We start from the raw sequence: 23,645 nt of genomic DNA on the forward strand, positions 1-23,645 counted from the left end.
TGCTCGCGATAGCGGTCTGTCAGTAAACCCTGGGGCGACTGACAGACCGCTATCGCGAGCAGGCTCACTCCTGCATTTTGATCGTTGTCCGGCATGCAACTTGCTGCGCTCCAGCCATCCCCAAGGCTGGAAGATCCTATGCTGCACTCCCACCTCACCACCCTCAACGCCGTCTCGCTGGTGCTTAACACCTTCAAGGATCAGGGCCTGTCCAGTGACGCCCTGCTCACGGGCAGCGGCATCAGTGCGGCGGATCTGGCCCGCGCCGACACGCGCATCACCACCAATCAGGAAATGCAGGTCTGCGCCAACGCCGTGGCCCTCAAGCATGACATCGGCCTCGAACTGGGCCGGCGCATGCACGTGTCCTGCTACGGCATCCTCGGTTACGCACTGCTGACCTGTGCCACCTTCGGTGACGCTTTACGTCTGGCGATCCGTTATCCGGCGCTGCTGGGAACACTTTTTGAACTGAGTCTGGAAGAGGATGGCGAGCGGGTCTGGTTCGTCGCCGCCGATTATCGCGAGAGCCCGGCGATGGCGGTGTTCAATGCCGAGTTCTGCCTGGTGTCGCTGAAGGTGATTTGCGACGACCTGCTCGGACATCCACTACCGCTGCTGGCCACGCGATTCGAGCATGATGCGCCGGACTATCGCGACAGTTATGCCGAACACTTCGCCAGTGCGCTGCACTTCGCTGCCAAGGACAACGCCTTTGCGTTCGACCGCCGCTGGCTCGAGCAACCACTGCCGCTGGCCGACGTCATCACCCATCAGGCGATGGCTGAACGTTGCCGCAAGCAGAACCTTGAATTCACCGGGCGTCAGGCGTGGCTGGGGCGCATCCGCCACTTGCTCAGCACCCAGCTGAATGCCGCGCCGGGACTGGAAGGCCTGGCCCACCAGATGAAGTGTTCGCCACGCACCCTGCGCCGCCACCTCAAGGACATGGGCAGCAGTTATCAGGAGTTGCTGGATGAGCTGCGTTTCGAGCGCGCCAAGCAGATGTTGTGTGAGGATCAGTTGCCGATCTACCGCATCGCCGAGACGCTGGGTTTCAGCGAGACCGCCAGTTTCCGCCATGCGTTCGTGCGCTGGAGCGGTGTGGCGCCCAGCCAGTTCAGACCCCACTGAGCCCCCCCTGCAGGCTCACTCCCACAAGGATGTTGTATTTCCTGCCCATGACAGGTGCAAACCTGCATCAGCAAGGGGCGAATTGCGGTCAGACCTTTTGGCCATAACGATCCCCTTTTGGCCTTTTCTGCCGTTCTCCGATTCGCCGCGCGCCGCAACACTGGAGGCCACCGAACCAGCCCTGCGGAGAACAACAAATGCTGACGATCTACTCGGACGATCACCACCTGCACCATGGTCGCTGTGAACTCATCGACGGCCAGCTCAAGCCATGCTTTGAAATGCCCTCACGCGCTGACCACGTGTTGCAACGGGTGCAGAACCAGCACCTTGGCCCGGTCGAGGCGCCGAAGGACTTTGGCCTGGAGCCGATCGCACGCATCCACAGCCGCGATTACCTCGACTTCTTCAAAGGCGCATGGGAGCGCTGGACTGAATTCAACACCGACGGTGATCTGCTGCCCTACACCTGGCCGGCGCGCACGCTGCGGCAGATCAAACCGACCAGCCTGCACGGCCAACTCGGCTATTACAGCTTCGACGGCGGCGCACCGATCACCGCGGGCACCTGGCAAGCAGCCTACAGCGCAGCGCAAGTGGCGCTGACGGCCCAGGCGGAAATCCAGCGCGGGGCACGCAGTGCCTTCGCCCTGTGCCGTCCACCGGGACACCACGCTGCCAGCGACTTGATGGGCGGTTATTGCTACCTCAACAACGCGGCCATCGCCGCTCAGGCGTTCCTCGACCAAGGGCACAAAAAGGTCGCGATCCTCGACGTCGACTACCACCACGGTAACGGCACCCAGTCGATTTTCTATGAGCGCAGCGACGTGCTGTTCACTTCGATTCACGGCCACCCGGAAGCCGAGTTTCCGTTCTTCCTCGGCTACGACGATGAACGCGGCGATGGCGCAGGTGTTGGCTTCAACTTCAATTACCCGCTGCCCGCCGGTTCCGGCTGGGACGTGTGGAGCGCGGCACTGGACCAGGCCTGCAACGAGATCGAGCGCTACGGCGCCGACATCATTGTGGTCTCGCTGGGCGTCGATACATTCAAGGACGACCCGATCTCGCAATTCAAACTCGACAGCCCGGATTACCTGGCGATGGGCAAACGCATCGCCGCCCTCGGCAAACCGACCCTGTTCGTCATGGAGGGTGGTTACGCGGTGGAAGAAATCGGCATCAACGCAGTGAACGTGCTGGAAGGGTTTGAACAATGAGCCGACTCAAGCATCTCATCGCGCCAGCCCTGTGCGCGGCGCTGCTGAGCAGCGCAGCCCACGCTGAAGAACGCACCTTGCGCGTCTACAACTGGTTCGACTACATCACGCCCAAGGCCCTGGAAGACTTCAAGACGCAGAACGCCCAGACCAAACTGGTCTACGACATCTTCGACACCAACGAAGCGCTGGAAGCCAAGCTGCTGACCGGTAACTCCGGCTACGACGTGGTGGTGCCGTCCAACGTGTTCCTCGCCAAGCAGATCGAGGCCGGCGTATTCCAGCCGCTGGATCGCAGCAAACTGCCGAACTGGAATCACCTCGATCCGAAATTGATGAAGCTGATCGAAGCCAACGATCCGGGCAATAAATTTGCCGTGCCTTACATGTACGGCACCATCCTGATCGGCTTCAACCCGGCCAAGGTCAAAGCTGCGCTGGGCGACAATGCGCCGGTGGACAGCTGGGACCTGATTTTCAAGGAAGACAACATCAGCAAACTCAAGCAGTGCGGCGTCGCCCTGCTCGACTCGCCGTCGGAGATTCTGCCGCTGGCCCTGCAACACCTGGGTCTTGATCCGAACAGCAAGAACCCGGCCGACTATGCAAAAGCCGAAGCCTTGCTGATGAAGATCCGGCCCTACGTGACCTACTTCCACTCGTCCAAGTACATGGCCGATATCGCCAACGGTGACATCTGCGTCGCCGTCGGTTATTCCGGCAGCTTCTCGCAAGCGGCCAACCGGGCGAAGGAAGCGAAGAACGGCGTGGTGGTCGACATGCGCCTGCCGAAAGAAGGCGCACCGATCTGGTTCGACATGCTCGCCATTCCCAAGGGAGCGAAGAACACCGAGGACGCCTACACCTTCATCAACTACCTGTTGCAGCCGCAAGTGATTGCGCCGGTCAGCGACTTTGTCGGTTACCCGAACCCGAACAAGGACGCCACCGAACAGGTCGATCCGGCTATTCGCAACAACCCCAATCTGTACCCGACCGACGCCGCCATGAACACGCTGTACACCCTGCAACCACTGCCGCGCGACGCCGAACGGGCACGCACCCGGGCATGGACGAAGATCAAGTCCGGCACCTGACACAACGTTGCTGACGGAGACCCGCCCTTGCGGGTCTTTTTTTGCCCGCAAGCTTTATGTACCGCACACCGTTGCGACGGGCCTTTTATCTTGCGCTGACTCGCCGCCCATGCCGGGCGCCCCAAACAGAGCAGGACTTGCCCATGACCGAACCCTCCTTACCCAGCGCCGTTGAAGTGATAACGCAACTGGTGACCGGCCCGTCGCCGTGCGAAGTTGCGACCCGGGCGTTGCAACCCGCGCTGAAAGCACTGTACCCGACGCTGGACATCGACCCGCAACTGGCGATGGTGGTGACCCCCTCCTGGCTCATCGCCGACGACCAGGTGATCGCGGGCGCCAGTCACAGCGAATCGCTCACCGATGTGCTGGTACGGCTCGGCCTGTCCGGATCCACGGTGACGTATCTCGAGGGCGAGCACTTTCTCACCTTGCAGCCTGGCGTCCCCGTGTCACTCCAGTTGCCGGTAAAGATCGATGCCATCGGCGCCCTGCTCAACGAACTGGCCCCGTTGCTGTTCATCGCCTACAAAGAACAACAGGTCGAATACTGGGACGAATTCACCAGCCCCGGACAGCCGCGCTGGCTGCAATTGTCGGATGCCTTGCGCAACCTGTGGAACGTCGACGCCAGCCTTGGCTGGGATGCCGACCTGCAGGCCATGGCGCACAGGGTTTTCCAGCAGCCGGACAAACGCCAGCGGCTGCCCGGCGATCCCTACAAGACACGCGCCTGCCTGATCGACCTCGACTACAGTGCCGAGGCTGAGCGCGGGTACATGGCCCGGCTCGACACAGCCGTGTTGATCGGTACCGCGGCAGAACGCAGCCTGATCATCAGCTACTCGGTGATCAATGGATTTCAGCGCTTCGATTCGCTGGATGAGTTCGCCGACACCCTGCCGCGCCGTTTCGGGCGCAACAGCACCAGTGCCGAGCTCAAGTGGCGGCTGTTCGAGCCCGACGGCAATTTTTTCGATCATCAGGCCTGCAGCATGATTGCGCTGGAGGCCGATGCGCTGGGGCAGATCAACTTCTTCGATGGCTCGACCGAATACAACCTCTACCCACACGCCGGTACTGCGGGCAATTATCAGCAACCCACGCCACGCCTCAAACCGCATATGGAACGCCTGCAACCGTTGTTACCCTCGTGGCTGAACACCGCATCCCCCGCCGATCAGTCCAGCTACAGCCGGCATCTGCTGGACCTGACCACGGTGCAGCATGCCAACAATGGCAAAACCTTTCAGAGTGAAGTGGACAGCCTGCAGACCTTCACCCGCGATGCCCTGAGCCGGGCAATGCTCAAGGACCATCCCACAGCAGCTGATGTGAACATTGATGACATCCAGGTCAGCATCACCAGCGTGGTGGTCTGGGGCACATTCGTTCTGCCGGGCAATACGCAGACCCGGACCCTGTCGCTCCTCGAACTGGCCCTGCAGAACCTGGCGGGCCTGCCATTGGGCAACAAGACCGTGAGCGCCAGGGACGGCAGCGCATTGCCGGCGTGGATGAGCGTGGCTTACCTGGAAAACCTGGTCAGCACCGTCGACATCGGCAGGACCTACCCGGCGTACCTGAAAGCGCGGCTGGTCGATGACATTGCGCAGGCGCACACCCTGCAAGCGCTCTACACCCGCCAGCTGTGCATCGAACTGCCGCTGCTGGCGTTGCAAAACAAAATTCTTGGCAAGGCCGGTATCGACGAGCAGGGTTACCGCTATGTACTCGCCGCCCTCGGCAGCACTGCCGGCGAGCGTCGGGTCGATGGACTGGACATTGTCATCCGGCCATTGGCATTCGTTGCCCACCGCAGCAGTTCAAGGGCGGACACGGTGCAGAACATGTTCGTCATCGGCCCGCGCGTGGCCGGTTCAGGCCCCTGCGTGTTGTATCGACCATTGTTTGAAACGGCACTGCTCCAATACCCCGGCCACGCCAACCTGCTGTATGCGATCCAGCATTCGCAACATCTGCGCGAGTCGGTGCTGGCCTGGCTGCCGGACAATGTGCGGTTCAATTACAGCCAGTTTGTGTTCACCGCCAGACTGCCTTCGGTGTGGACGATTCCGCAGTTGCTGGTCAATCCGGTGACGCCCCTGGACATGTCACGCCCCGTCGAACTGGGCACCACGCTTATCGAAAACGATGCACTGGAGACCCTGTACGCCAGTAACGTCCAGGCGCTTATCACCCAGGCGGATCGTCAGTCGGTCTCCGACGCAGAAGCACGCTGGGCCACGCTCAAGCAGGGTGGCTGGATGCTGTTCAATGCGGCGCTGCCGTTTCTTGGGCGCAGTGTCGGAACGGCAGCATGGATCTGGCAAATCATGGACGACCTGCAGGAAGTCAGCGACGTCGCCAATCAAGCATCCGGCGAGGTCGCCTGGTCGGCACTGGCCGATATTCTCCTCGCGCTGGGGATGGTGCTGGCCCATCGCGCGGCGGTCGGCGACAAGCCCCAGACGCAATCTATCAGCGCACCGGAAGAACCCACGCAAGTCCCGAAACCCGTCCCGCAAGCGCTCAAACCGCAGCGTTTGCCGGATGTGATTGACGACGATCCTCTGCCCCCCCGTGAGACTTCACTCAACACCCCTGCGGCTTTGAAACGCTCACCGACAGCGCTGGCATCCTTGCTCGACCGTTTCAAAGTCACCCGGCCCGAAGACCTCGGCACGCCACACAGCTCAGGGCCATACAGATCGCTGTATGCCCACGGTACGAAATGGTACGCGCCCGTCGGCCAGCGCTGGTTTGAAGTGCAGATCAACGACAACGAAGACATTCAGGTGATCGACTCGCGCCAGCAGCCACCTCGCGCCGGCCCGGTGCTGGCCCGCACCGTCAATGGCCAATGGATCATCGACCTGCGCTTGCGCCTGCGCGGTGGCGGCCTGAGCAGGCGCCAGCGAGAAGCCCGGGAAAGACGGCAGGCGCAAGCCAAGGCACTGAACACGGAAATCGAAGCGTTCGACCTGACCATGCCGGACAAACGTACCCGTCTCCTGGCCGCGCGCGCCGCGCTGCAAGAAGCATTGCCTGAGGCCCGTGAGGGGCAACGCCAGCCATACCTTGATGTCCTCGACGCGCAAAGTCGGGAGTACGGGGCCATGATCGAGAAGCTCAAGGCCCTGGAGCTGATAGAGCCCGAGCCGGCCTTTCGCGGGCTGATGATTCAACGTCTGGAAATGCAGATATTCCTGATACTGGAGTGGCTCAACGAACACTCCGCGACCTATCAAGTCAGCGTCAAGTCAACGATGGACATGATGGCCGCCAACCCCGACACCGAATCGTCGGTGTTTATCCTGGCCTGCGAACGCATGACCGGACAGACCCAAGGCATCATCGAGAAAATGGAAGCGGTCGAGTCGCGGCTCGAAGAATTGCAACGGCTCGGCAAAGAGGGCGTCGAGCGGGTCAGCAAATATCGCAAGGGCGTGCCCGATTACAATCTGGACAACATGAAGTTGTTGCAGATCAGTCTCGGCCAGGAAATCTGCGTCCGACCCGGCACGTCAGCGATTCACGCCGACGCCCGGCAGATGCTCGAAGCCCTGATCGAAGACGCCGCCCTGAATATTCAGAGTTCACTGAATCTGACCACCGACGAAAGCCTGACCAACCTGCGCGAGCGGACCGAAGCCCTGAGCAATCTTTCCGAGCAATTTGCTTCGGTCGATCAGCGCTTCGTCGATTTTGCCGCCGAATTCCCTGAGCAGCTCGACAACGACCGGCTGAACCACGTGCGTGCGCGCACGCTTGAGTTCAAGGTGCGCACGGACGAACGACTGGCCGACCTGCTGCGCAACAAACATTTGCTGGAGCCAATACCTGACCCGTCGAAACCGACGGTCTCATGGAGCCGCAAGATCATCAAAACCAGATTCAAGGGCACCCTCGTCGGCGAACCGGTGACCGGCACAGAGGCAGATTCCGCTCATCTGGTGGCAGTACGAGGCGAGCTGACGGGGGTCATCGCGACCTTCCATGAGAAATCCCCCGGCGAGTGGGTCGAACACCTTTCGCCGAAACCGACGCCAGCCAGAACCACGCCCAATCTTGCGAAAAGCGTCGAGGCCGGTCAGGCCCTGATCGACGGACTGGCGCTGTTCCGGCGACGTACCGAGGCGCTCATCAATCGGGCGCAACGCATTCCGGTGGAGATCGAAGAAATCTACCATCAGCACGCCGCCCGTTTACGCAATGCCGGCGAAGCGATCGACGAGGCGCTGACGGCCAGCAATCAGACCGTCGACTCAAAGCGGCCGACGCAAGCCCTCGGTCACGCCCTGAGCGAAGCCGCGACAGCCCTGTACGCAAAGGGTACGAACGCGCGTATTCAGATGATCAAACAACAACCGCCGACCGCGGCCCGCGTGGAATGGCTCCGGCACAAAAACGAAGTGAAGATCACGCAAACCGTCAAACGCCGCCGGCTCAAAGGGCGAGCCAAAGACTTTCTGGATGAATATGAAGTGCGCGATGCAAAAGCCGGCAAGGTGTTGTGGTACGCGCATTTCCATTACGCGAAAGGCGCTGACGCGGTTGGCCGCTTCACCGCGGCACACATGAAAACCGTCCGGCAACGACGGCTGGGAGGCGCGTTCTATCGGCAAGGCAACAGCACTCAGGACCTGATCGCAATCTACCGCAGCGAAATCAGCAACCCGCTGGCGCAAAGCCTGTTTTTCACCCCAGCCACGCCTGGCGCAGGCGCATCAGTGCCGCTCTGATGGCCGGCTCCGGAACGGCGGCGAAGCCCAGCACCAGACCGGCGCGGCGATCGGCTGGCGTCGTCGAGTCGGGCAACCAATAGCTGCTCAAACCGTTGATCTCCACATCCGCGCGTGCCGCCTGCTCGACCAACTGCTGCTCGCGCGCGATGCTCTCCACCGCCACCGTCAGGTGCAGCCCGGCCGAGACAGCCGGCAGCGCACCCACCCCGGGAATGCCCGACGGCCAGCCATCGAGCAGCGTATTGCGGCGGTTGAGCGCGGCGCGGCGCATGCGCCGGATGTGTCGCTGGAAATGCCCGGCGGCCATGAATTCGGCCATCACCGCTTGAGTACTCACCTCGGAATGCCGGACATCCACCGCCCGGCGTTGCGAGAACGCGTCCACCAGCCCGGGAGGCAAGACCAGATAACCAAGGCGCAACGCCGGGAATGCGACTTTGCCAAAGGTACCGACGTACAACACGCGGCCCTGCCGATCGAGTGCTGCCAAGGGCGCCAAAGGCGCGCCGGTGTAACGGTACTCGCCGTCATAGTCATCCTCGACGATCCAGCCCTGGTTGCGTTCGGCCCACGCCAGCAACTCCAGACGCCTCGCCAGGCTCATCACTACGCCGGTCGGGTATTGATGGGAGGGCGTCACGTAAGCCACGCGACAATCGCTGAGCCCGGCCATCGCCGCACAGTCGATGCCCTCACTGTCCACCGCCACGCCGTGCAATTGCGCCCCGGCCACAGCGAACGCATGACCCGCCGCGCGATAGCCGGGATTCTCGATCGCGACACCGTCGCCCGGCTCTACCAGCAACTGTGCACAAAGACTGATGCCCTGCTGGGCGCCACTGGTGATCACAATTTGTTCAGCCGAACACTGCATGCCACGGGAGCTGCGCAAATAAGCGGCAATCATCCCGCGCAAACGCGCATCGCCGGCCGGGTCGCCGTAGCACAGCTGCTGAAGATCCGGTTTGCGCCAGAAAGCCGCGTTCAGCTTGGCCCAGACCTCGAAGGGAAACAGATCGAACGCCGGTACACCCACGCGAAATGCACGCGGCGGACCACTGGGCGGACGCGGTAAATGGTTCTTTTCGAGGCGCGAAAATGTCGCGCTGTGGATAACTTTACTGGATGAAACCACAGGCAAATCCAGCCAATTTGTGGATAAGGCTGTGGGTAAGCCTGTTGACAACCCTGTGGATACTTTTGTGGATAGTTTTTTTGCCGAGCTCAGCGACTGAGCCAGTTGCGCCACGTAGGTACCGTCGCCGACTCGTCCTTCAATAAAGCCTTCGGCATACAGCTGATCGTAGGCCCGCACCACGCTGTTGCGGGAAATCCCCAATGCTGACGCCAGATCCCGGCTCGCCGGCAATCGCGTGCCGCTGGCCAGACGGCCATCGAGTACCCGCAGACGCAGGTCCTGGTAGAGCTGGCGGCTCAAGCCCTGGCGGCGATCCAGCTCGATACCGGCAGGATTGAATGGCATGGACAGCGGCGGCGAAACGGACATGGCAATGGACCTGTGAAATTGGCCGGTAATGGCTCTTACAACAGTCCAATAGCCTGCCTACGATGCTGGCATTCGCCAAGGAAAATCTCGCCATGTACACGCCCAAAGCCTTTGCCATCGACGAGCTGTCGCAACTGCACGAACTGATTCTCGCCACCCGCCTCGCCATTCTGGTGAGCCACGGCACCAACGGCCTGCAAGCCAGCCATGTACCGGTGCTGCTGCATCGCGAACAGGGTGAGTTCGGTACGCTGTACGGACACCTGGCCAAAGCCAATCCCCAGTGGAAAGACCTGCGCGACGGTGCCGAGGCCATGCTGATCTTTGCCGGCGCCGATGCTTACGTGAGCCCGGGCTTCTACCCGAGCAAGGCCGAACACGGCAAAGTCGTGCCGACCTGGAATTATGTCGCCGTGCACGCCTACGGCCGCGCCGAAACCTTCAGCGACGGCGGACGCCTGCTCGACATCGTCAGCACCCTCACCGACCGCCATGAGGCTGGCCGCGCACAACCCTGGTCGGTGGCCGACGCGCCGGCCGATTACATCGACGGCATGCTCAAGGCCATCGTCGGTTTTGCCATTCCCGTCGACCGCCTCGAAGGCAAGCGCAAGCTCAGCCAGAACCGCAGCGCTGACGATATCGCCGGCGTGCGCGAAGGCCTGGCCGCCAGTCCCGAAGTCAACGATCAAACCCTCGCCCAACTGATGCGCTAAGGAAATCACCATGAGTCAGATCGAGATACGCCCCGTCACCGCTGGCGATCACGCCGCGTGGCTGCCGCTGTGGCAGGCTTACCTGAGGTTCTACAACACCGAACTGCCGGACACGGTGACGCAAAGCACCTGGCAGCGCTTTCTCGACCCGGGCGAACTCACCCACGCGGCATTGGCCTGGGCCGACGGCAAGGCGGTGGGCATGGTGCATTACATTTATCATCGTTCGAACTGGAGCATCGAAAACTCCTGTTACCTGCAGGACTTGCTGGTGGTGCCGCAAGTCCGCGGCACCGGCGTCGGTCGTCTACTGATCGAACACGTCTACGCCACGGCCAAGGCCGACGGTTGCTGCAAAGTCCACTGGCTGACCCATGAAACCAACGCCACCGCGATCCAGCTCTACGAGCGCATCGCCGAACGCCCGGGCTTCATCCAGTTTCGCAAAGCCCTTTAAGGAGACGCACGCATGACCGCTTCACTCGCTGACTGGAAAGGCGTCCCCGCCCCCACCGCCACCCTGCTCGAGGGCCGCTTCATTCGCCTGGAAAGACTCGACCCGGCGCGCCACGGTGACCAACTGTTCGCCGCCCTCGAAGGCCCCGGTGCCGACCCCAAACTCTGGGATTATTTACCCTACGGCCCATTCCCGGAGCGCACAGCGTTCGACGCATGGCTGAACAACCACGCGGCCGCCAGCGACCCGTACTTCTTCAGCGTCGTTGATCGCGCCAGCGGTCAGGTGCAAGGTCTCCTCAGCCTGATGTCGATCGTCCCGGCCCAGGGCCGCATCGAAATCGGTCACGTCACCTTCGGTGCGCCGATGCAGCGTTCACCGAAAAGCACCGAGGCGGTTTTCCTGCTGGCCAAGTATTCCTTCGAGCTGGGTTATCGCCGCCTCGAGTGGAAGTGCAACAACAGCAACGCCCGCTCCAGATACGCTGCCGAGCGCCTGGGCTTCAGCTTCGAAGGCGTGTTCCGCCAGCACATGGTGGTCAAGGGCCAGAACCGCGACACCGCGTGGTATTCGATTCTGGATGGAGAGTGGCCGGCGATCGCGGCAGGGTTCGAGCAGTGGCTGGCGGATGAAAATCAGACGCCAGACGGGCAGGTAAAAGGCTTGGTGGAATGCCGTTCCTGATCGCTTGAAAACAAACGATCGCAGCCCGCGACAGCGCCTGCAGGGGTGCATTTGAATCCCATGCAGGAGCAGCCGCAGGCTGCGATCTTTTGATTGGCTGTCAGCCCAGCTTTTGCGCAAGCACCGCAATGTGCTCCGGGCCGATCCCGCAGCAACCGCCCAAATGGCTGGCGCCACGCTGCTGCCAGTCAATCGCCCAGTGCAAGTAACCCGGTGGATCCAGGTCATCGCGCAACGGATCAAGTCCGTCATTGGCGGTTGCCTCTTTTGGCTGCGGCGGAAACGCATTGGCATACGCACCAATGTGAATCTTCACCCCCAGACGCTCGAAGGTGGCGCGCGCCGCATCAATCGCGGCACCGATCACTTCCGGCTGACTGCAATTGAACAACAACGTCTCGACGCCCAATTCGGCCGCCACCGCGGCCGCTTCGGCCACAGGCTCACCGGAACGCAGACGAGGCACTTCATCGGTGTCTTCATCCTGCAAGGTGAACGACAGCCAGAACGCTTTGCCGTCCTTCGGCAACCCCGCATGGATCGCTCGCGCCTCGGCCAGCGAACTCTGGGTTTCCGCCAGCCACAGATCCACGTGCGGTGCCAGGCCATTGACCAATGGCGCCAGCAACTCGGTCACTCGGTCGGCGTTGAACAGATCCGGCCGATACGAGCCAAACAGCGGTGGCAATGAGCCGGCCACCCGCACGGTTTTCCCCGAGGCTTGCACCGCACGTTGCGCCAGCTCACCGGCCAACGCGGCCAGCGCCTGCCCTTCAGCGGCGAAGCGTTCTTCGCCAATATGGAACGGCACCACAGCGTAACTGTTGGTGGTAATCACATTGGCGCCACTGGCGATATAAGCGGCATGCACCGCTTCGACCGCTTGAGGCGCCTCGCTCAACGCCAGCGCCGACCACTCCGGCTGACGAAATGGCGCACCGGCGCGCTGCAACTCACGGCCCATGCCGCCATCGAGAATAATCGTGCTTGCTGCGCCCATATGCTTTTCACTCATATGCTTATGAAAATAACTCACTATCGGAGTCGTTCTTATAACTATTTAATACGCACCATCCGGTTAATAACAACCTCTTTTTTGCTCAGGGATCGACTGTGAAATTTCAACCGCTACTGGCCCTGGGCCTGACGATTCTGGCTGCCTCCACGCAAGCGTTTGGCGGTGCCACCCTGGACCGTATCGAGCAAAAGAAAGAGCTGGTCGGCGTGCTGATGGAAAGCTATCCACCGTTCTCGTTCCTCAATGACCAGAACCAACTCGACGGCTTCGATGTGGATGTCGCCAAGGCTGTGGCGGAAAAACTGGGGGTCAAGTTGCGACTCGAAACGCCGTCGTGGGACGTCATTGCCGCCGGCCGCTGGAGCGGGCGCTACGACATCTGCATCTGTTCGATGACGCCGAGCAAGGCCCGCGCCGAAGTGTTCGATTTCCCGGTTGAGTACTACGCTTCGCCAGCGGTGATCGTGGTCAACGCCAAGGATGAGCGCATCCACGACGCCAAGGACCTGAGTGGCAAAAAAGTCGGCCTCACCAGCGCCTCCAGCTACGAAAGCTATCTGAACAAGAACCTGGTGATCGAAGGCGCCGAAGACACGCAGTTGCAGTACCCGTTCGACGATGTGCAGATCGCGCCATACGACACCGATAACGTCGCCTTCCAGGACTTGGGGCTGGGCGCCGGCGTGCGCCTGGATGCGATTCTCACCAACCTCGTCACCGCACAGCCGCGCCTGAACCAAGACAAACGCTTCAAGCTGGCGGGGCCGGCGCTGTACTCGGAACCGAATTCGGTGGCCATCGAAAAGGGCGACGCGCAATGGGATGCCAAAGTTCGCGAGGTCTTCGCGCAACTGAAACAGGACGGCACCCTGAGCCAACTGTCGCAAAAATGGATCGGCGCCGATATCAGCCAATGACTGCTTTCCCGACACCTCCACAGCCACCGCAACCGGTGGCTGAATCTCGCCTGCAACGCATGTTCGGTTTCCGTACGCGGCTGTACCTGACCTGGGCAGCGCTGTTCTGCCTGTTCGCCGGGTTCTTCCTGAGCTTCGACCTGAAGTTCTCGATCATCCTCGACAAACTGCCCAATCTGGTCGGCCTGCACCTGGCGCCCAACGGTTTTCTGCAAGGGGCGGCGCTGACGCTTTTCCTCTGTCTGTGCTCGATCGTCGCCTCGTCGCTGCTGGGCTTCATCACGGCACTGGCACGCCTGTCGAAAAGCGCCGTGGCGTTCGGCATCGCCAGTTTTTACACCTCGTTCTTTCGCGGCACGCCACTGCTCATCCAGATCCTGCTGATCTACCTGGGCTTGCCGCAACTGGGTATCGTGCCCGGCGCGATTGTGGCCGGCATCATCGCCTTGTCGCTGAACTACGGCGCCTATCTGAGCGAAATCTTCCGCGCCGGCATCCTCGGTGTCGATCACGGCCAGCGCGAAGCGTCGCTGGCATTGGGGATGCGCGAGACGGTGATTTTCTGGCGGATCACCCTGCCGCAAGCCATGCGCACGATCATTCCGCCCACGACCAACCAATTCATCTCGATGCTCAAGGACTCGTCACTGATTTCGGTGATGGGGGTCTGGGAAGTGATGTTTCTGGCGCAATCCTATGGGCGCTCAAGCTACCGCTACATCGAAATGCTGACGACCGCAGCGATCATTTACTGGCTGATGTCGATCGGGCTGGAGCTGATTCAGGCGCGGATGGAGCGGCACTACGGCAAGGCTTACGTGCGTCGCAGCTAGGGCGATCAGAACATTGCGGGCAGCGTCGGGTTTTAATTGATCTCTCGGCGCACCCGCACAACGCCCATTTTCAGTCCAAACGGACGAAACACTGCGTTCAACGATTTAAGTGTCTGATTGCCCTCACCGTGTTCGATATGAACCAGCGTACGCACCGATATTTTGCACATCTTCGCAAACTGGGTCTGATGCAGACCGGTCACTTCCACGCGCAAACGGCGAACGGCCTCACCGATCTCCAGCGTCCCCTGGGCCAGCGCCTCTTGAATGCTTTCGATGAGCACAGTGCGCTCGGCAACCGTCATGGTCATTGCAGATCCCACTCTTTCAAGCGTTGCTCCAGATTTTTCAGATGAATGCCTGGGTGGTTCATGGTTCTGTCGGGCAAACCACTGGCCGTCAGTATGTCGGGCAGCGCCGCCAGACGTTGGGCATCTTCGCGCAATCGTTCGAAAAGCGCTGGCGCATCACATAGCGCTGCCAATGGGTCATTGGGTTCAGCAATATCCGCCAACGCACGGCACACTCCACGCCAATCCACGTCTCCAGCCCTCTCCAGATCTCTAGGCCATTTGGTCGTACGGGTCACGCCTTCGTCATCCATGACCATCGGGGCCAGGTCATAAATCGGCGCCAAACGAAATGTGTTTGCCTGACGAATGATCGCGGTGTTGCGACCATGGTTATCCGAGTTACCAAGAATCTTGTTGATCAGATCCCGACGTAAGTAGTCCGTCACAAGAGCGGGTATCTGACTGGCCTGCCCTGCTTGGCGCCAAAGCCCGGCGAGCATGCGGATAACCTCCATATGGTTCATCGCACTTCCCGGCGTCGTCACTTGAGCCAACGAGTAAATCGACTCCACAGCCAAGCGGCTTACATCACCGTCCCTTACCTTGCGATCAAAACGCTGCATCCACAAACTTGGCTTGTTCGCTTCTTCCAGTGCCAAGCCTTCGGCTGCGATCGTTTCGATACCGAGTTTCTGAAGCGCCTTGTAGTAATGGAATTCGCTTCGCAGGATGTCTTGATCGGTCAAACCGCCTCTGTTTCTGGCAAATTTCACAAACCAATGTTGTCTGACTTTGTCGTCATCCAATACGGCATCGGGGTACAGGAGACCAGCCTTGTTCTCGGCCAATAAAAGCTTCGGTGCCTCACCACCCGCGCCTGTAGCTCCACCGATTGCCGCACCCAGCTCATAGGCATATTCGAGGAAACGGTTGTCACGATGGACGACATCCTCACGCTTGAATCCGATTGGCTTGCGCTCATCGACAGCCTCGGCCGACTCTTTTATGCGCATATTGCCGATGGGGGCTGGAGTACTGCGACCGAGCAGATATAGATCGGCGCTGATGTTCGCCGGTTTTTCTCGACCTAGACGCTCAAGTAAAAAGCGTTTGGCGGCCCCTGCGGGGGCAATGTCGTGCACAAATGCCGGCGTTTTGGAACGATGGCCGTCCCAATCCAGTGGGTACAACGCACTCACCGCCCTGGAAAACGGAGAGCCCATGGCTTCAATATTTTCAGCAAGGTAGGCCGTCTCGTAACCAAAACTGCAGCGACTCTCGAAACCCTTTTCAGGATCGTCGAAGCTCAGAATCATCGCGTCTTGCCATTTACCCGCCGTGAATATCTGTAATGTCAGGTTGTACATGCCTTCCCACCTGCATTGAAATGCATTTCAGCAGAGCTTTCCTTCATACCAGATGCAATATAGTGCATTTAAAGCCTGACAGCTCTCCCTAAATCTGCAACAAAATGCAGATTAAATCTTTATCAGTACGATCCGAATGCAAAATAATGCAGATCAGTCACCGACATCATTCTGTAAAAACCCTTCGCTATACAGGACGGCCCGCTTATAACAAAAAGGCCGTCCGACCATGCCGTTCCCGCCTCAGCGTCTGTCCCTCACCATCGCCCTGCTGATCTCGGCCACCACTGCTCACGGCAAAACCGTGCAGATCGACACCGCCACCACGGCATCGCAGACTCTCGGCGGCAGTGACACGCTGACGATTTCGGCGCCGGGCAGCATCACCAACAGCGGCAAGGCCGTGAGCCTGAAAGACAGCACCAGCGGGGTCGGCGTGGTGATCGACAATGCGGGCAAAATCATCTCCACGGGTGGCCGCGCAATCGACAGCAGCGGCGACCTGACCCGGGCGCGCAACTACCAAATATACAACCGCAGCGGCGGGCAGATTCTCGGCGCCAACGACGCCTTGCGTGTCGACAGCAACTTCGTCAGCGGCAGCCTGCTGATCGACAACAGCGGCATCATTCGCTCCACCACCGGCCAGGGCCTGGACCTTGATGCCCTGCGCAGCGAAGGGGTAACAACCACCATTATCAACCGCGCGGGCGGATTGATCCGCGGCGATGCCAGCGACGGCATGAAAACCGGCGCCCATGCGACCATCAGCAACTATGGCGAGATCTCCACCGGGGATTCGCACAACGCCGACGAGAAGTTCGACGGCATCGACATTGATTCCGCCAACGGTGTCAGCATCACCAACTACGGGGTGATTTCCGGTGGCCGTCACGGCATCACCACCGACCTTGGCGCGACGCTGATCAACTACGGGCAGATCACCGGGCGCAATGGCTCGGGCTTCGGCTCCGACGGCGATGGCACGGTGATCAACCACGGCACCATCACCGGGGCCTATTCCGGGCTGCAGGCCAATGGTGACGGCGACGGTGTGGACATCGACAAGATCGCCCACATCGAAAACTACGGCACCCTCCAAGGCGTCGGCGCCGGCGGCGTGGACAAGGGCGGTTTCGCCAATGGCAGTGAAGGCATCGCACTGGGCGGCGGTTACATCCTCAATGCCAGCGGCGCGCTGATCAGTGGCGCCAACAGCGCGATTCTGGTGGACGACGGCAGCGGCGGTTCCGGGTTGGCGGCAACCACGCTGGAAAACTTCGGCAGCATCCAGGGCCTCGACGGTTTCGGTGTGAAGTTTGTCGGCGAATTCGCCGACAACGTCATCAACGGCGGCACCTTCAGCGGCAGCAATGGCCTGGCGCTGGATCTGGGCGGCGGCAACGACAACCTGACCTTGCGCAACGGCAGCCGCTTCATCGGCGTGGTCGACGGTGGCAGCGGTTATGACCGGGTGGTGATGGATGACCCGGCGGGTGGCAACTTCGGCAGCAGTCGCAACTTCGAGTGGCTGGAGGTCAGGCAAGGCGCGTGGACCCTGACCGGCCATGATGACTTCAGCGACGGCGGTGCAGTGCGCAATGGCGCGACGCTGATCAACCAGGGCGGCATTGCCGGCAATCTGACCGTCGATACCGGCGGTGTGTATGCCGGTGGCGGCTCGGTCGGCAGCCTCACCGTCAACGGCACCCTGCGTACTGACACCCGGCTCGGCCGCGCAACCATCGTGCATGACTTGAACCTGGGCAGCGACGCCACCCTCGCCTACGGCGTCAACGCCGACGGCAGCAGTGCGCCGGTGCAGGTCGGCGGCACGGCCAACCTGAACGGTGCAACACTGGCGGTCAAGCCCGGCAGCGGCACCTGGCCGTGGCAGAATCATTACACCGTTTTGCAAGCGGCGCAGGTCAACGGCCGTTTCGGCCAGGTCACCAGCGACTATGCGTTCCTGACGCCGACCCTCGCCTACACGCCGACGCAGGTCGATCTGACGTACACCCGCAACGACGTGGCATTCAGCGAATTCGCCGCCACCGGCAACGGCCGCAACGCCGCCAACAGCCTGGCCTCGCTGGGCACGCAAACGGCGCTGTACAACGCCTTGCTCAACACCACGCAAAGCACCGCCAGCGCGGCCGTCGAGCAACTGGCCGGCGCCAGCAACGCCAACCTGACCAGCGCCACACTTGGCGCCAGCAGTCAGGTCGGCAACAGCATGCTCTCGGCGCTGCAGCAGATGGGCGGCAGCCCGGGACTGCTGGTCAGCCTCGATCAACGCGACACGCCGGTGCTGGCGGCCAACGGCGTGCCGTCCGAGGCGCGCAACCTGAATGACCCGAACGCTCGCGGCCGACTCTGGCTGCAAGGCATCGGTGGCTACGGCAAGCTTGACGGCGAACATGGCAGCAGTGGTCTCGAACAACGCACCAAGGGCAGCGTGCTCGGCGCCGACGGTCACTGAATCCGGCGTGGCGCCTGGGTGTACTGGGCGGTTATTCGAAAACCGATCTGGACGCGACCGGCGTCGACGGCAACGTCGAGAGCTGGCACGCCGGTGTGTATGCCTTGCATCAAAATGGCCCGATGTCGCTGCGTCTGGGGGCGGCCTACAGCGGCCATCAGGGCGAAAGCAAACGCACCATCGCCTTCAACGGTTTCAGCGACCGGCCCAAAGGCGACTACGACGCCAACAGCCAGCAAGCCTTCGCCGAACTCGGTTACGCCATGGGCAGCGGTCGCCTCAGCGCCGAACCGTATGCCAGCCTCGGCTACCAGCGCTACCACCGCGACAGCTATAAGGAAAAGGGCGGCGCCGCCGCGCTGCAGGTCGACAGCCAGAGCCAGGACAACTTCAGCAGCAGCCTCGGTCTGCGTCTGGCGCACCTGAGCAGCCTGGACAACGGCATGAGCGTGACCCCACGCATGGCACTCGGCTGGAAGCACACGTACGGCGATGTCAGCAGTTCGACGCGTCAGGCGTTCGTGACCGGCGGCACTGCGTTTAATGTCGATGGCAGCGCACTGGATCGCGACAGCCTGCTGCTCGAAGCCGGCCTCGACGTGGGCGTCTCTGCGCGGCATACGCTGGGGCTGGGGTACAGCGGCGAGTTGGGCAACAACAGTCGCAACCACGGTTTGATCGGGCAGTGGCAAATGAGTTTTTGATATTTGCTAGCAGGCGTCGTCCCGTTTATTTGTAGGAAAAGGGATCGGTAGAACCGCGTAAAAACAACGGTTCCGACTCACGCGGTGAATTTCTACAGAATGATCCGATGTCCCCTGCAATTCCGTGGGAAGCAGCCGACATCGAAGTTTGCGGTATCTCCCTAGAGTTTGGCCTCCTGTCAAAAGAGGCCGTACTTGATGCCCGTTCAACACACATTCAAACCGAAACATCTGGCGTTAGCGATTGCACTGACCGTTTGCTGCGTGGAGAGCTCCGTCGCTCAACAGGCAGAAGAACCTGTTGTCACCGCTGCAGAAGGAACCAAAACACGTAAAAGGCTCCCCAAAAAGGTTGCCCCCGCCCTGCCTGATGCAGCCATCGAGCAACCGGAGCCCTTCGTCGATCTCTTTGAGATTCCGGATTTTATCGGCCCGATGGAGCATACCCGTCCAGCCATCAATGAGCCGCGTGAAGACGCGATAACGCGATTGCCAGTGGTCGAAGCGGCCAAAGCGGTTGTCGAGTTCGATGACGCCTTCTATGAGTTTCTCGAATTCCCCGAGCCTGAGACTGGAGAAACAGAGATAGCAGAGCTGGATGAAGATTCGTTCGACGAATTTCAGAATGCCTACACCACTCAGATCTCGTTTATCTCGCAAGCACTTGAAAACGTTGAAGGCGTTTCGTTGCAACTCGGTGAGGCGGACGACTTGCTTGTTATCAACAACGGCGCCCGATGGGAGGGCCGGCTCGACGGCGGCGCAGGCAAGAACGGATTACTGCTGAACGCTTCCGAAGGCGGAGAGATCGGGGCAACCGCAAATTTTGCCGGTCTACGTGTCGCGCGAGGGAAATGGCAATTGCACGATGAGTTCCAGGGATCGGCCGAGGTCCAGGCCGGTGCCAGCCTGTTGAACAACGGCTCGATTGAAGGCGATGCCTATGTCGACGAATCCGCCGTGTACGGCGGGAACGGCAAAGTCTCCAACTTATATGTCCAAGGCGCACTGGTCGCCAATACCGAAATCGGTTCGCCAATCGTCAAAGGCAACCTGGAATTCACCGAAACCGCGACTTACTCCTACGGAGTGACGGCTGACCAGTTTTCGACCCCCGTTCTGGTAGAAGGCACAGCAACGCTGGCAAATGCCAGCGTTCAGGTTTTTGCCGCCCCCGGCGACTACGCCAACAGTGCCACTCACCCCATTCTGTTTGCAGGAAAAATCGACGGCGAATTCGGCCGGGTCAGCACTAACCTGGCCTTCCTGACGCCAACGCTTTCGTACACTGACACTGCCGTAGCGTTAACGTACAAACGCAACGATCTGGCACTCGAACGACTGGCGGGGTCCGCCAGTGGCCAGGCGCTGGCGCGCAGTGTTGATACGCCGATGACGGCAACCCTCAACACCGCCGTGCAAGCGCTCGTAAGTAGCACCCGCGCGTCCGCCCCGATCGCCATTGAACAGCTCGCCGGCAGCAGCAACGCCAACCTCGCCAAGGCGACACTCAGCAGCCTCACTCCCGTGAGCAAAAGCATGCTCTCGGCCATGCACCAGCTGAACACCCGCTCGGGCACAACCCATGGCTCCGCCAGTTCGCCGCGCCAGGCAGCTGGCGCGGCTGATACCGGCAGAGTCTGGGTTCAGGCGCTCGGCCATGGCGGCAAGGTTGATCATGACGCTGACAGCGCCCTGAAGCACGCGACCCAAGGCCTGGTAATCGGTGCTGACTGGCGTCTCGATGAGCAATGGCACGTCGGACTGATCGGCGGGAAATCCCAGACAAAACTCGACGCCCGTCAATACGACGGCGACCTCGACAGCTGGCACCTCGGTGCTTATGCCGTGCGTCAGGACGGACCGATGGCTCTGCGCCTGGGCGCCACCTACGCAAGCCATGCCGGCAGCAGCAAACGACGCGTGGCGTTCAATGATTTCAGTGATCGCCTCAAAGGCGCCTACGACGTCAATACCCAGCAAGCCTTTGCCGAACTGGGTTTCAATCTTGGCCGCAACAACGTGACGCTCGAGCCGTTCGCCGGCCTCGGTTTTCAACGCTACCAACGCGACAGCTATAGCGAAAAGGGTGGCGATGCGGCGCTGAGAGTCTTCGGCCAGACGCGCGCTAACCTCAGTAGCACCTTCGGGGTTCGCGTTGCCAAAACCAGCTTCCTCGACAACGGCATGCGTCTGACACCGCGCCTGAGCACCGGCTGGAAACACACCTTTGGCGAGATCGAAAACGATACCCGCCAACAACTGGTCAAGGGCGGCAAACGTTTTGATATTGCCGGTGCGGCGCTGGATCGTAACAGCCTGTCCGTGGATGCCGGCCTCGACCTAGGGCTTTCCGCCAACCACACGCTGGGCGTAGGCGTCACCGGTGAAATGGGTACCGACAGCCGCACTCACGGCGTCGTCGGTCAATGGCGCATGGCGTTCTAAAACTCGATCGGTAGTGCTGCCACAGGCTGCGGTCTTTTAATCTGGTTTAAAAATCAAAGTCAAAGGTTTGTAGTCTGCGGCCGCCCTACAGGTGAGCGTTGTGTTCAGGCAAAAAAAAGGGGAGCACCATGCCCCCCCGAGGTTTAAAGCGTTTGATCGTGGCCGTTATCTCAGCCTTCGATCTCGATCAGGATTTCGCCCGGGTTGACGCGGTCGCCCTTGGCAACATGGATGGCGGTCACCTTGCCGGCAACGGCGGCCTGCACCTCGGTCTCCATCTTCATCGCTTCGGTGATCAGTACGGCCTGGCCGGCCTTGACGGTGTCGCCTTCCTTGACCAGCACATCGACGATGTTGCCCGGCATGGTGGTGCTGACGTGGCCCGGGGCCGACGCCTGCTTGCGTTTGCTGCTGCCACCGCTGACGAATTCGTTGAGCGGTTCGAACACCACTTCTTCCGGCATGCCGTCGATGGACAGGTAGAAGTGACGCTTGCCTTCGGCCTTCACCCCGACACCGGTGATGTCGACGCGGTAAGTCTCGCCGTGGACGTCGATGACGAACTCGGTCGGCACGCCTTCGCCGCCAGCCTTCGCCACACCACCGGCCTCAGGAATCGGCAACAGCACTTCCGGAACGAGGGTGCCGGCGGCACGCTCTTCGAGGAACTTGCGCCCGATGTCCGGGAACATGGCGAAAGTCAGCACGTCTTCTTCGGACTTCGCCAGCGCGCCGATGTCGGCCCGCAGCTTGGTCATTTCCGGCTTGAGCAGATCGGCCGGACGTACGTCGATCACCTCTTCACTGCCGATGGCCTGACGACGCAGCTGTTCGTTGACCACGCCCGGCGCCTTGCCGTAGCCGCCTTGCAGGTAAAGCTTCACTTCGTTGGTGATGGTCTTGTAACGCTCGCCGGCCAACACGTTGAAGAACGCCTGGGTGCCGACGATCTGCGAGGTCGGGGTCACCAGCGGCGGGAAGCCGAGGTCTTCACGCACCCGCGGGATTTCCGCCAGCACTTCGGCCATGCGGTTGAGAGCACCCTGTTCTTTCAACTGGTTGGCGAGGTTGGAGATCATCCCGCCCGGCACCTGGTTGACTTGCACGCGAGTGTCGACGGCGGTGAATTCACTTTCGAACTGGTGGTACTTCTTGCGCACGGCGTAGAAGTACAGGCCGATCTCTTGCAGCAATTCGAGGTTCAGACCGGTGTCGTACTCGGTGCCCTTGAGCGCAGCAACCATTGACTCGGTGCCTGGGTGGCTGGTGCCCGAGGCAAAGCTGGAGATCGCGGTGTCGATGTGGTCGGCGCCGTTTTCGATCGCCTTGAGCTGGCACATTGCGGCGAGGCCGGCCGTGTCGTGGGAGTGGATGAACACCGGCAGCGACTGCTCGGCTTTCAACGCGCGGACCAGTTCGCCGGTGGCGTACGGCGTCAGCAGGCCGGCCATGTCCTTGATTGCCACCGAGTCGCAACCCATGGCTTCCATCTGCTTGGCTTGCGCCACGAACGCGTCGATGGTGTGCACCGGGCTGGTGGTGTAGGCGATAGTGCCTTGCGCATGTTTGCCGGCAGCCTTCACCGCCTCGATCGCCACGCGCAGGTTACGCACGTCGTTCATCGCATCGAAGATGCGGAACACGTCGATGCCATTGACCGCGGCCTTGGCGACGAAGGCTTTGACCACATCGTCGCTGTAGTGGCGGTAGCCCAGCAGGTTCTGCCCGCGCAGAAGCATTTGCAGACGGGTATTGGGTAGCGCGGAGCGCAGTTGGCGCAGGCGTTCCCACGGGTCTTCTTTCAGAAAACGTACGCAGGCGTCGAACGTCGCACCGCCCCAGCATTCCAGCGACCAGTAGCCGACTTTGTCGAGCTTGTCGCAGATCGGCAGCATGTCTTCGGTGCGCATGCGGGTGGCGAGCAGCGATTGGTGAGCGTCGCGCAGGATGGTGTCGGTAACGAAGATCTTCTTAGTCATTGGTATCTCCTCATAGCGGCAAGCTTCAAGCTACGAGC

At 60.9% G+C, this 23,645-nt stretch carries 15 protein-coding genes and 1 pseudogene; 11 read left to right on the forward strand and 5 right to left on the reverse strand.

What is annotated here, in order from left to right; translation table 11 throughout:
- The first annotated feature begins 138 nt into the window (after nucleotides 1–138).
- The 4 genes from ACXX9E_RS05205 to ACXX9E_RS05220 all read left to right on the forward strand — a co-directional run bounded on the left by ACXX9E_RS05205 (nucleotide 139) and on the right by ACXX9E_RS05220 (nucleotide 8,199).
- Nucleotides 139–1,134, forward strand: a complete 996-nt coding sequence (locus ACXX9E_RS05205; protein ID WP_123469967.1) for an AraC family transcriptional regulator — start codon at nucleotides 139–141, stop codon at nucleotides 1,132–1,134.
- A gap of 197 nt (nucleotides 1,135–1,331) precedes the next feature.
- Nucleotides 1,332–2,357, forward strand: coding sequence for a histone deacetylase family protein (locus tag ACXX9E_RS05210; protein ID WP_458555117.1), 1,026 nt, complete (start codon nucleotides 1,332–1,334; stop codon nucleotides 2,355–2,357).
- Nucleotides 2,354–3,454, forward strand: coding sequence for a polyamine ABC transporter substrate-binding protein (locus ACXX9E_RS05215; protein WP_322375205.1), 1,101 nt, complete (start codon nucleotides 2,354–2,356; stop codon nucleotides 3,452–3,454). The genes ACXX9E_RS05210 and ACXX9E_RS05215 overlap by 4 nt, the downstream gene beginning before the upstream one ends.
- A 143-nt stretch (nucleotides 3,455–3,597) precedes the next feature.
- Nucleotides 3,598–8,199 (forward strand): dermonecrotic toxin domain-containing protein, encoded by a 4,602-nt coding sequence (locus ACXX9E_RS05220; protein ID WP_458555118.1) that lies wholly within the window; start codon nucleotides 3,598–3,600, stop codon nucleotides 8,197–8,199.
- On the opposite strand, the gene pdxR is transcribed toward ACXX9E_RS05220, so the two are convergent.
- Nucleotides 8,156–9,709 carry a MocR-like pyridoxine biosynthesis transcription factor PdxR gene (gene pdxR / locus ACXX9E_RS05225; RefSeq protein ID WP_447807056.1) on the reverse strand — a complete coding sequence of 518 codons (1,554 nt, stop codon included), beginning with the start codon at nucleotides 9,707–9,709 and terminating at the stop codon, nucleotides 8,156–8,158. The two genes, ACXX9E_RS05220 and pdxR, sit on opposite strands and share 44 nt — an antisense overlap.
- A 92-nt stretch (nucleotides 9,710–9,801) precedes the next feature.
- Between pdxR and ACXX9E_RS05230 the strand changes: the two genes are divergently transcribed.
- From ACXX9E_RS05230 to ACXX9E_RS05240, 3 genes are read left to right on the forward strand one after another with little or no spacing between them, the layout of a single operon-like run.
- Entirely contained in the window at nucleotides 9,802–10,425 is a 624-nt protein-coding gene (locus tag ACXX9E_RS05230; protein ID WP_186743866.1) for an FMN-binding negative transcriptional regulator, read from the forward strand.
- Between the two features lie 10 nt (nucleotides 10,426–10,435).
- Nucleotides 10,436–10,882: a GNAT family N-acetyltransferase gene (locus tag ACXX9E_RS05235; protein WP_123469978.1), complete on the forward strand. Its 447-nt coding sequence runs from the start codon at nucleotides 10,436–10,438 to the stop codon at nucleotides 10,880–10,882.
- Nucleotides 10,883–10,894: 12 nt separating this feature from the next.
- Nucleotides 10,895–11,566: a GNAT family N-acetyltransferase gene (locus tag ACXX9E_RS05240; RefSeq protein ID WP_123469983.1), complete on the forward strand. Its 672-nt coding sequence runs from the start codon at nucleotides 10,895–10,897 to the stop codon at nucleotides 11,564–11,566.
- A 100-nt stretch (nucleotides 11,567–11,666) separates the two neighbouring features.
- Here the strand turns inward: ACXX9E_RS05240 and ACXX9E_RS05245 are convergent, their stop codons facing one another.
- Nucleotides 11,667–12,566: a homocysteine S-methyltransferase family protein gene (locus ACXX9E_RS05245; RefSeq protein WP_336347583.1), complete on the reverse strand. Its 900-nt coding sequence runs from the start codon at nucleotides 12,564–12,566 to the stop codon at nucleotides 11,667–11,669.
- Between the two features lie 113 nt (nucleotides 12,567–12,679).
- Here ACXX9E_RS05245 and ACXX9E_RS05250 point away from each other — a divergent pair, with 113 nt between their 5' ends.
- Together ACXX9E_RS05250 and ACXX9E_RS05255 are read left to right on the forward strand one after the other, a co-directional pair.
- Entirely contained in the window at nucleotides 12,680–13,501 is an 822-nt protein-coding gene (locus tag ACXX9E_RS05250; protein WP_128613607.1) for an ABC transporter substrate-binding protein, read from the forward strand.
- On the forward strand, nucleotides 13,498–14,334 hold the full coding sequence (locus ACXX9E_RS05255; RefSeq protein ID WP_123469989.1) for an amino acid ABC transporter permease: 837 nt from the start codon (nucleotides 13,498–13,500) through the stop codon (nucleotides 14,332–14,334). The genes ACXX9E_RS05250 and ACXX9E_RS05255 overlap by 4 nt, the downstream gene beginning before the upstream one ends.
- A gap of 32 nt (nucleotides 14,335–14,366) precedes the next feature.
- Here the strand turns inward: ACXX9E_RS05255 and ACXX9E_RS05260 are convergent, their stop codons facing one another.
- Together ACXX9E_RS05260 and ACXX9E_RS05265 are read right to left on the reverse strand one after the other, a co-directional pair.
- A complete protein-coding gene (locus ACXX9E_RS05260) occupies nucleotides 14,367–14,645 on the reverse strand; it encodes a helix-turn-helix domain-containing protein (protein WP_128613606.1) in 279 nt (92 codons plus the stop codon).
- Nucleotides 14,642–15,994 (reverse strand): type II toxin-antitoxin system HipA family toxin, encoded by a 1,353-nt coding sequence (locus ACXX9E_RS05265; RefSeq protein WP_128613605.1) that lies wholly within the window; start codon nucleotides 15,992–15,994, stop codon nucleotides 14,642–14,644. The genes ACXX9E_RS05260 and ACXX9E_RS05265 overlap by 4 nt, the downstream gene beginning before the upstream one ends.
- 229 nt (nucleotides 15,995–16,223) lie before the next feature.
- Here ACXX9E_RS05265 and ACXX9E_RS05270 point away from each other — a divergent pair.
- A pseudogene (locus ACXX9E_RS05270) lies at nucleotides 16,224–19,180 on the forward strand (autotransporter outer membrane beta-barrel domain-containing protein).
- A gap of 198 nt (nucleotides 19,181–19,378) precedes the next feature.
- The gene (locus ACXX9E_RS05275; RefSeq protein WP_458555119.1) at nucleotides 19,379–21,628 is read left to right on the forward strand and encodes an autotransporter outer membrane beta-barrel domain-containing protein; all 2,250 of its coding nucleotides are present in this window, start codon (nucleotides 19,379–19,381) and stop codon (nucleotides 21,626–21,628) included.
- Nucleotides 21,629–21,798: 170 nt separating this feature from the next.
- Here ACXX9E_RS05275 and oadA read toward each other — a convergent pair whose 3' ends face one another.
- Entirely contained in the window at nucleotides 21,799–23,607 is a 1,809-nt protein-coding gene (gene oadA, locus ACXX9E_RS05280) for a sodium-extruding oxaloacetate decarboxylase subunit alpha (protein WP_123469993.1), read from the reverse strand.
- Nucleotides 23,608–23,645 lie beyond the last annotated feature (38 nt).

The sequence above is a fragment of the Pseudomonas sp. GNP014 genome, assembly GCF_054344005.1.

Excerpts from the sequence above, each read along its gene's own strand:
- ACXX9E_RS05205 (WP_123469967.1), top strand. The coding sequence starts at position 139 with ATGCTGCACTCCCACCTCACCACCCTCAACGCCGTCTCGCTGGTGCTT.
- ACXX9E_RS05210 (WP_458555117.1), top strand. The coding sequence starts at position 1,332 with ATGCTGACGATCTACTCGGACGATCACCACCTGCACCATGGTCGCTGT.
- ACXX9E_RS05215 (WP_322375205.1), top strand. The coding sequence starts at position 2,354 with ATGAGCCGACTCAAGCATCTCATCGCGCCAGCCCTGTGCGCGGCGCTG.
- ACXX9E_RS05220 (WP_458555118.1), top strand. The coding sequence starts at position 3,598 with ATGACCGAACCCTCCTTACCCAGCGCCGTTGAAGTGATAACGCAACTG.
- pdxR (WP_447807056.1), bottom strand. The coding sequence starts at position 9,709 with ATGTCCGTTTCGCCGCCGCTGTCCATGCCATTCAATCCTGCCGGTATC.
- ACXX9E_RS05230 (WP_186743866.1), top strand. The coding sequence starts at position 9,802 with ATGTACACGCCCAAAGCCTTTGCCATCGACGAGCTGTCGCAACTGCAC.
- ACXX9E_RS05235 (WP_123469978.1), top strand. The coding sequence starts at position 10,436 with ATGAGTCAGATCGAGATACGCCCCGTCACCGCTGGCGATCACGCCGCG.
- ACXX9E_RS05240 (WP_123469983.1), top strand. The coding sequence starts at position 10,895 with ATGACCGCTTCACTCGCTGACTGGAAAGGCGTCCCCGCCCCCACCGCC.
- ACXX9E_RS05245 (WP_336347583.1), bottom strand. The coding sequence starts at position 12,566 with ATGGGCGCAGCAAGCACGATTATTCTCGATGGCGGCATGGGCCGTGAG.
- ACXX9E_RS05255 (WP_123469989.1), top strand. The coding sequence starts at position 13,498 with ATGACTGCTTTCCCGACACCTCCACAGCCACCGCAACCGGTGGCTGAA.
- ACXX9E_RS05260 (WP_128613606.1), bottom strand. The coding sequence starts at position 14,645 with ATGACCATGACGGTTGCCGAGCGCACTGTGCTCATCGAAAGCATTCAA.
- ACXX9E_RS05265 (WP_128613605.1), bottom strand. The coding sequence starts at position 15,994 with ATGTACAACCTGACATTACAGATATTCACGGCGGGTAAATGGCAAGAC.
- ACXX9E_RS05275 (WP_458555119.1), top strand. The coding sequence starts at position 19,379 with ATGCCCGTTCAACACACATTCAAACCGAAACATCTGGCGTTAGCGATT.
- oadA (WP_123469993.1), bottom strand. The coding sequence starts at position 23,607 with ATGACTAAGAAGATCTTCGTTACCGACACCATCCTGCGCGACGCTCAC.